Origin of the sequence: Caulobacter sp. CCNWLW153 (genome assembly GCF_036889365.1) — a bacterium.
GTDB classification, from domain to species: Bacteria; Pseudomonadota; Alphaproteobacteria; order Caulobacterales; family Caulobacteraceae; genus Caulobacter; species Caulobacter radicis.
In genome coordinates this window covers 1-1,294 of record NZ_JBAKFV010000041.1, presented here as the reverse complement: position 1 = coordinate 1,294, position 1,294 = coordinate 1, and the positions used below count along the sequence as shown (strand labels likewise).

The window sequence follows — 1,294 nt, the reverse complement described above, 5'->3', positions numbered from 1 at the left end:
GATGGCCAAGGAAAAGTTCGAACGTAATAAGCCGCACTGCAACATCGGCACCATCGGTCACGTTGACCATGGCAAGACGACGCTGACGGCCGCGATCACGATCACGCTGGCGAAGTCGGGTGGCGCGACCGCCAAGAACTACGCCGACATCGACGCCGCGCCGGAAGAAAAGGCCCGCGGCATCACGATCAACACCGCGCACGTCGAGTACGAGACGGCCAACCGTCACTACGCTCACGTCGACTGCCCCGGCCACGCCGACTACGTGAAGAACATGATCACGGGCGCGGCGCAGATGGACGGCGCGATCCTGGTGGTTTCGGCCGCCGACGGCCCGATGCCGCAGACGCGCGAGCACATCCTGCTGGCCCGTCAGGTCGGCGTGCCGGCGCTGGTCGTGTTCATGAACAAGGTCGACATGGTCGACGACGAAGAGCTGCTCGAGCTCGTCGAAATGGAAGTTCGCGAGCTGCTGTCGTCCTACCAGTTCCCGGGCGACGACATCCCGATCACCAAGGGTTCGGCCCTGGCCGCCGTGGAAAACCGCGACGCCAACATCGGCGAAGAGAAGATCCTCGAGCTGATGGCTTCGGTCGACGCCTACATCCCGCAGCCGGAACGCCCGATCGACCAGGCGTTCCTGATGCCGGTCGAAGACGTGTTCTCGATCTCGGGCCGCGGCACCGTGGTGACCGGTCGCGTCGAGCGCGGCATCGTGAAGGTCGGTGAAGAAGTCGAAATCGTCGGCATCCGTCCGGTCCAGAAGACGACCTGCACGGGCGTCGAAATGTTCCGCAAGCTGCTGGACCAAGGTCAAGCCGGCGACAACGTGGGCGTGCTGCTGCGCGGCACCAAGCGTGAAGACGTCGAGCGCGGCCAAGTGCTCTGCAAGCCGGGCTCGATCACCCCGCACACCAAGTTCGTGGCCGAAGCCTACATCCTGACCAAGGAAGAAGGCGGCCGTCACACGCCGTTCTTCACGAACTACCGTCCGCAGTTCTACTTCCGCACCACCGACGTGACCGGCATCATCAAGCTGCGCGAAGGCGTGGAAATGATCATGCCGGGCGACAACGCCGAGCTGGACGTCGAGCTGATCACCCCGATCGCCATGGAAGAGAAGCTGCGCTTCGCCATCCGTGAAGGCGGCCGCACCGTCGGCGCCGGCGTCGTCGCCAAGATCGTCGAGTAATCGACGCTTCTTAGCTTCGGCTGACAAAGCGAAGGCCCCGGAGGGAAACCTCCGGGGCCTTTTCTTTTGGCTCCTCCCCCTCTGGGGGAGGCGGCCCGAAGG

General features: G+C 64.1%; 1 protein-coding gene. It reads left to right on the top strand.

Translation table 11 applies throughout. The features are described from left to right. Nucleotide 1 precedes the first annotated feature (1 nt). Nucleotides 2-1,192 (top strand): elongation factor Tu, encoded by a 1,191-nt coding sequence (gene tuf / locus V6S85_RS26500; protein WP_101719590.1) that lies wholly within the window; start codon nt 2-4, stop codon nt 1,190-1,192. Nucleotides 1,193-1,294: the final 102 nt, after the last annotated feature.